The organism is Oleiphilus sp. HI0061 (genome assembly GCF_001635675.1).
On sequence record NZ_LWFE01000369.1, the window covers coordinates 1 to 5,537 of the forward strand.

The window sequence follows — 5,537 nt, forward strand, 5'->3', positions numbered from 1 at the left end:
TCGTCGGTTTCACTGGTTAGAGCCCAGTGGCTGGCAAACGGTACCCGTACCGCCATTACAGACTTACCTGGATATGGTGAACCAGATAATGTTATCGATGTTAGTGTCGATGGCTGGCCAACAGGCGTAAATGGTAACACCAACCCCAGTGGAATGACCGCTGCTGAGTGTAATGCACTGTGGGGGGCATTAATGAATACTAATGGCCTAACGACGTCGACAGCCGTGGGTGAAGACTACCTGACAACGGTGAATTCTGGTGATTGTCGATATACCTATCAGGCAACAGTTGATGGACATAACGTTGAGTATGACCCGAACACCGGCACTGTCTATACAGATATTCAGCCTTAAGCAGTTTTATTAAGAAAGTAAGCTTTGTTGTTACGATTTTTAAACAAAAACATACATTAATGATGTGCGAAGTTTTAAAAGCATGTCTATAGTTAAATCAATAGATTAGTGAACGAAGTTTTAGTGCTACTTAAACTTGGCGTTAAGTCCAAGAAGCATTAACTTTTAATTTTAACGAACGAAAGCAGTAAATAATTATTAAGATTTAGGAGCTCTACTCATGAAGCGTCAAGCGGGTTTTACACTCATCGAATTGGTCATGGTTATCGTGATCTTAGGTATTTTGGCAGCCTTTGCATTGCCTCGTTTTGCAGACTTAGGTGGTGAAGCGCGTGCTGCAGCACTTCAAGGTGCTTATGGCGCGATGAGGTCTGCGTCATCCATAGCTCACGCAGACTATTTGGCTCAGGGCGATAACTCCTTGACTGAAATTACAATGGAAGGTCAGGTTATTCAGATGTTGAACGGCTATCCTGAAGCACAAACTGCTGGATCTGAAGGTATTCTTGATGCTGCTCAGATTACTGCTGCTGATTTCGATTTGGGTGGTACTCCAGGCGGTTTAGCAACTTCGACGGTTACAGTGACAGCTTCAGGTGTAACACCAGCTAATGCAGCAACTTGCCGTATTACCTATACAGCTGCTGCAGCAAATAATAGCCCAACTATTTCAATTGATGTTACGAATTGTGATTGATTAGTAGTTGTGTGAAAAAGCGCCGGTGGGCGCTTTTTTTCGTTTTTTAAAGGCAAGATTTTTGTCGAACAAGATCATAGCAAACTATTCAAAACAGACTAACCAGCATGGTTTTACCTTGATTGAGCTGGTGATGGTCATCGTGCTCATCGGTGTTCTAAGTGTCGGTGCCAATAGCCTGTTCTCTTCAAAAGACTCCTATGCAGACTACTTAGCCAAGGAAAGGCTTCTTTCTCTTGGTTTACTCGCGCAACAGTTAGCCTTGGGTGTCAGTGCTCAAGAGGTGCAAATAGCGGGTGCGGCACCTATACCGTCGGGAGATCCAGCGGAAATACAGTTTATTCGTACCGCTGGCGGCGACCTGCATTTTACCCTACTGAAGCATCAGCAAAGCGTTCAGACTTATCAACTGGAAACACCTTTGCCCACAATTTCAATAGATGGCCTTGCGCTGGCGTTGGGGGCTACTGTTAGTTTGGCGTGGGATCAAACAGCAAGTATGGACGATGCCGCAAATCACAATGTTACGATCGTTGGTACGAAAACCCATCGTATTTGCTTCTCCTCCTCGGGTTTTGTTTACGAATCGTCGGGGGCATGCCCGTGAGAGCTAATGTTACTCGTTCAAGAAGTTTAAGCCGACAGCAAGGCGTCACCTTGGTTGAACTCGTCATTTCTATTGTGATTCTATCGATTGCTATGGTTGCAGTGCTGAACTCTTTCAGTTTTACCATGAAACATAGTGCTGACCCCCTTTGGAGGAATAAGACCTTAAAGCTGACACAGTTATATTTTGACGAAATATTATCAAAGAATTATGACCACGCTACGCCCGTGGGTGGTGTGCCGATGGTCGCGAGCCCAGGTTGTACAGCAGCAGATCTGGGTCCCGATTCACCCGGAGGCGTCCTGGAAACTCGCTCTGTCTATAACGATGTGGATGACTATGATGGTTTGACAGATGCTCCACCGGTCAGCTTAACTGCAGGTTTAGATAGTTCTTATGACAGTTATAGTGTTTCTATTAGTGTGGCGTGCGATACCGCTAACTTAGTGTCAGCGAGTGCAACGAATCACGCCAAGAAAATAACTATTTCGATAACGCCACCGGGCCAAAGTACGATGACCTTTGCCGCTTATAAGGGGAACTTCTAATGTCGCGCCCCTTAAATGACTCTAAAGGATTTACCTTAATCGAGATGATTGTCACGATTGTCGTGATAGGTATTCTAGGTGTAGGAATTGCCGGATTTATCGGTCGAACTACGGAGGGCATGATCGATGCCTCTGAGCGCGGTAAAATATCTGCCATTGCTTGGGTGGTATCAGAGAAGCTAAGTAGAGAACTACGATTAGCTTTACCGAATAGTATTCAAACGCTTAGTGGCGGCTCATGTATTGAGTTTATTCCCACTGTCGCTGCAACGGACTATTTAAGTGTGCCGATTTTAAGTGGGGCCAGTAGTTTCGAGGTGGTACCTTTTGCTAGCTACGTGGATGCAAGTGTCGATACTAGCCAGGACAGAGTGGCCGTTTATAGTAATGCCGTCAGTGATGTTTATGACCTATCTGGAAGCCAGCGCGTAATTAGTAGCTTGCTTTCTAGTATTACTGCCGGCGCAACAGCCGGTGCTTTGACGATTAACTTACAATCAAGCCATCAATTTGTCAGTGACTCCCCAACTAAGCGTTTGTTTATTAGTCAGGACCCCGTGATGTTTTGTTTTAGCGGTGGCTTTCTCTATCGTTATTTTGATTATGGCTTTGATTCGACCCCTGATACCAACAAGCAAACTGTCATGGCAAATGGTGCGAATTTAGGTAGCTTTGCTTATACAGACGCCAGCCTGACTCGTAATGCTGTGGTAAATATTGCTTACAGTGTTACAGGTAGTAATGGTGAACTCCAGGCCGTAAATCAAGAGGTGCAAATTCGCAATGTACCCTAGGCAACTCCACTTTAGACAACTACACCTTAAGCAGCGAGGTATTGGACTTCCTGCGACAATATTTTTGATCGTTATTCTTGCTTTGATCGTTTTGGCAATGAGTGATCTGGCTGAAGATTCCAGTATGGGCTTTGCTCAAGACTTTGAATCTACACGAGCCTTTTACGCGGCGGAAAGCGGTGCTCAGATAGCGCTAAACAGAGTGTTCGTTGGTGGGACAACTTGTAATGATGCAATGGGGTATCTGGACTTTGATGCAGGAGGGAGTAACCCTGGCTTGGATAACTGCATTGCACAACTGATTTGCCGAATTGATACGGTGGCAGGTACAAATTATATGACATTTACAAGCACAGCGACCTGTGGAAGTGGTTTGGACCAGGCGACTCGTTCGGTGCAGGTGAGGGCTCATGATTGATAAGGATGTTTTGTTATTGTTCCGACTTATTACAAGTATATGTGTGATTGTCTGTCTGTTTACTTTCGCTAGTAGTGCTCATTCTGCAATTACTTTTGTAGCTAGTACGACTGAAGATGGCAATAACGATGATGTCACTCTTACTGTACCAGCGAGTGCTGAAGAAAATGATTTGTTATTGGTGCAGATTACTATCCGAAACAGAAGTGGTAGTGATGGGGTGACAGCGCCAGCTGGTTGGACTCAGATTAGCTCTCAAGACAGAGACGATGATGTACTCCAATCATTGTACTATCGCCTGGCTACGTCTGGCGACGCTGGGACCGGGTATAACTTTGATTTTGATGGCAATCGGAATCGGCGGTATATAGGTGGTATGTCTGTCTTTCGAGGTGTCGATACCTCCACACCAATAGATGATGAAGATTCTAGCGTAGGTATGAGTTGGTCCAGTGTGACAGCACCGTCGGTCAATACTTCAGGCTCGGGGGGAATGCTGGTGGCATTTTATACGCTTGAAGCCGGAGACGCAGCGTTTTCCGCACCTGTCGGTATGACTGAAATGTACGATATTGAGGAACATAAGGGTAATGACGGAATAACAACAATGGCCGCATATGAGCTTCGACCTACGGCAGGTGCATCGGGTGATCGAGTCGCGACGGCGTCAACAATTTTTGATGATGCCATTGGTCACTTAATTGCTTTGAGAGAAGGGGCGAGTGGTGTATTGAATGTTGATAGTGTCCATGGTGCCTGTGGTGTTGATAATCTCTTGGTAGTCGAATTCGACAATACCATTGATAGTGATGCCTTAGATACTAGCTACTACTCCTTAAATGCAGCGACGATTAGTAGTGTTAGTCAGCAAAGTGACACAACGGTTGTATTGCAGGTAACAGGAATTGTAGCGGGCCAGGCATATACCTTGACGGTGGATGGTACTGATCACAGCGTTGATTTCTCTGGTTTAACTGGTCATTACTTTGATCAACGTAACGGAAGTGGAACCAAGGTTTCTCAGCCTTCAGGTTTATTTACCGGTACGGCATATCTGCGTAAAGATAGCCAAGTGGATTTTGGTTGGGGCTCAGGAACGCCGACTATTTTCCCTAGTACCTCTGGAAATAATGAGCGTTTCAGTATTCGTTGGAATGGCTATGTGGTACCGACACAAACAGGTAGTTATGAGTTCCGGCTGTATTCAGATGATGGTGTACGCTTAGACCTTGAAGGTAGTGAGATTATTAATGACTGGAGCCTTCATGGACCGCGTTATTCGAGCACTTCTGCGGCGCAATTATTAAATTCTGGGCAGGGCTATATCGTTCAGATGGAGCACTTTGAGCATACTGGTCAAGCTTATGCTCGTTTGCAATGGCGCCGTGACGGTGGCAGTTGGGAAGCTATTCCAAGTGCAGCTTTGAGTTCATGTGCGGTCACAGGTGAGCTACCTGAACCTGTCGCAGAATTTCGAATGGACGAGACGGCTTGGTCTGGCTCATCAGGTGATGTGGTGGATAGCTCAGCTAGTTCTAGCAATGCCAGTTCTCAAAATGGCTTAGACACAACGAATACAGCACACCTTTGCCGAGCAGGCGATTTCGATGGTGTTGATGACTACATTGAAAGCTCAGCCGTAGGCACAACGCTTACGGGAACCTCTTCACTGAGTTTTTGGATCAAGACCACACAAGTAGGAAATAATACCGGATGGCAGGCGCCCGGTATTGCAGGTATAGAAGAGGCGGGAGGCTCCGACGATATCTTTTGGGGCTGGATCGATGCCTCGGGCCATATTGGCTTATCGGTCGGTAACGATTACTCAACAAAATCCTCAGGAGTGATCAATGATAATAGCTTTCATCATGTGGTACTAACACGTGATGCCGGTAGTGGTGCGTATAAAATATATATTGATGGCGTGTTGGATCAAAGTGGCACCGCAGCAGCAGGTGTGATTGGCAACTCTTTCACGAGTATCGGCCGGATAGAAGATACAGGTGGTTCGCCAGAGTACTTTCAAGGTCAGCTAGATGAAGTCAAAATATACAACAGCGTTCTAAGTGATTCGCAAGTGAATGCCTTATATACCGAGACACGTTCATGTGGCGCCTAT

General features: G+C 45.8%; 7 protein-coding genes. All 7 read left to right on the forward strand.

Going from position 1 to position 5,537, the window contains the following annotated elements; translation table 11 throughout:
* Positions 1–354 (forward strand): hypothetical protein (locus A3735_RS30300; RefSeq protein WP_197485675.1); only part of this gene is annotated, 354 nt, incomplete at its 5' end.
* Positions 355–574: 220 nt separating this feature from the next.
* Positions 575–1,051 (forward strand): type II secretion system protein, encoded by a 477-nt coding sequence (locus A3735_RS32360; RefSeq protein ID WP_068508280.1) that lies wholly within the window; start codon positions 575–577, stop codon positions 1,049–1,051.
* Positions 1,052–1,112: 61 nt separating this feature from the next.
* A complete protein-coding gene (locus A3735_RS05090; protein ID WP_068740403.1) occupies positions 1,113–1,658 on the forward strand; it encodes a type II secretion system protein in 546 nt (181 codons plus the stop codon).
* Positions 1,655–2,206 carry a prepilin-type N-terminal cleavage/methylation domain-containing protein gene (locus tag A3735_RS05095; protein WP_197469704.1) on the forward strand — a complete coding sequence of 184 codons (552 nt, stop codon included), beginning with the start codon at positions 1,655–1,657 and terminating at the stop codon, positions 2,204–2,206. The genes A3735_RS05090 and A3735_RS05095 overlap by 4 nt, the downstream gene beginning before the upstream one ends.
* On the forward strand, positions 2,206–3,000 hold the full coding sequence (locus A3735_RS05100) for a type II secretion system protein (RefSeq protein ID WP_068508272.1): 795 nt from the start codon (positions 2,206–2,208) through the stop codon (positions 2,998–3,000). The genes A3735_RS05095 and A3735_RS05100 overlap by 1 nt, the downstream gene beginning before the upstream one ends.
* Positions 2,990–3,418 (forward strand): hypothetical protein, encoded by a 429-nt coding sequence (locus A3735_RS05105; protein ID WP_068508270.1) that lies wholly within the window; start codon positions 2,990–2,992, stop codon positions 3,416–3,418. The genes A3735_RS05100 and A3735_RS05105 overlap by 11 nt, the downstream gene beginning before the upstream one ends.
* On the forward strand, positions 3,411–5,537 hold a 2,127-nt coding region (locus A3735_RS05110; protein ID WP_197485676.1), incomplete at its 3' end, for a LamG-like jellyroll fold domain-containing protein. The genes A3735_RS05105 and A3735_RS05110, both read left to right, overlap by 8 nt.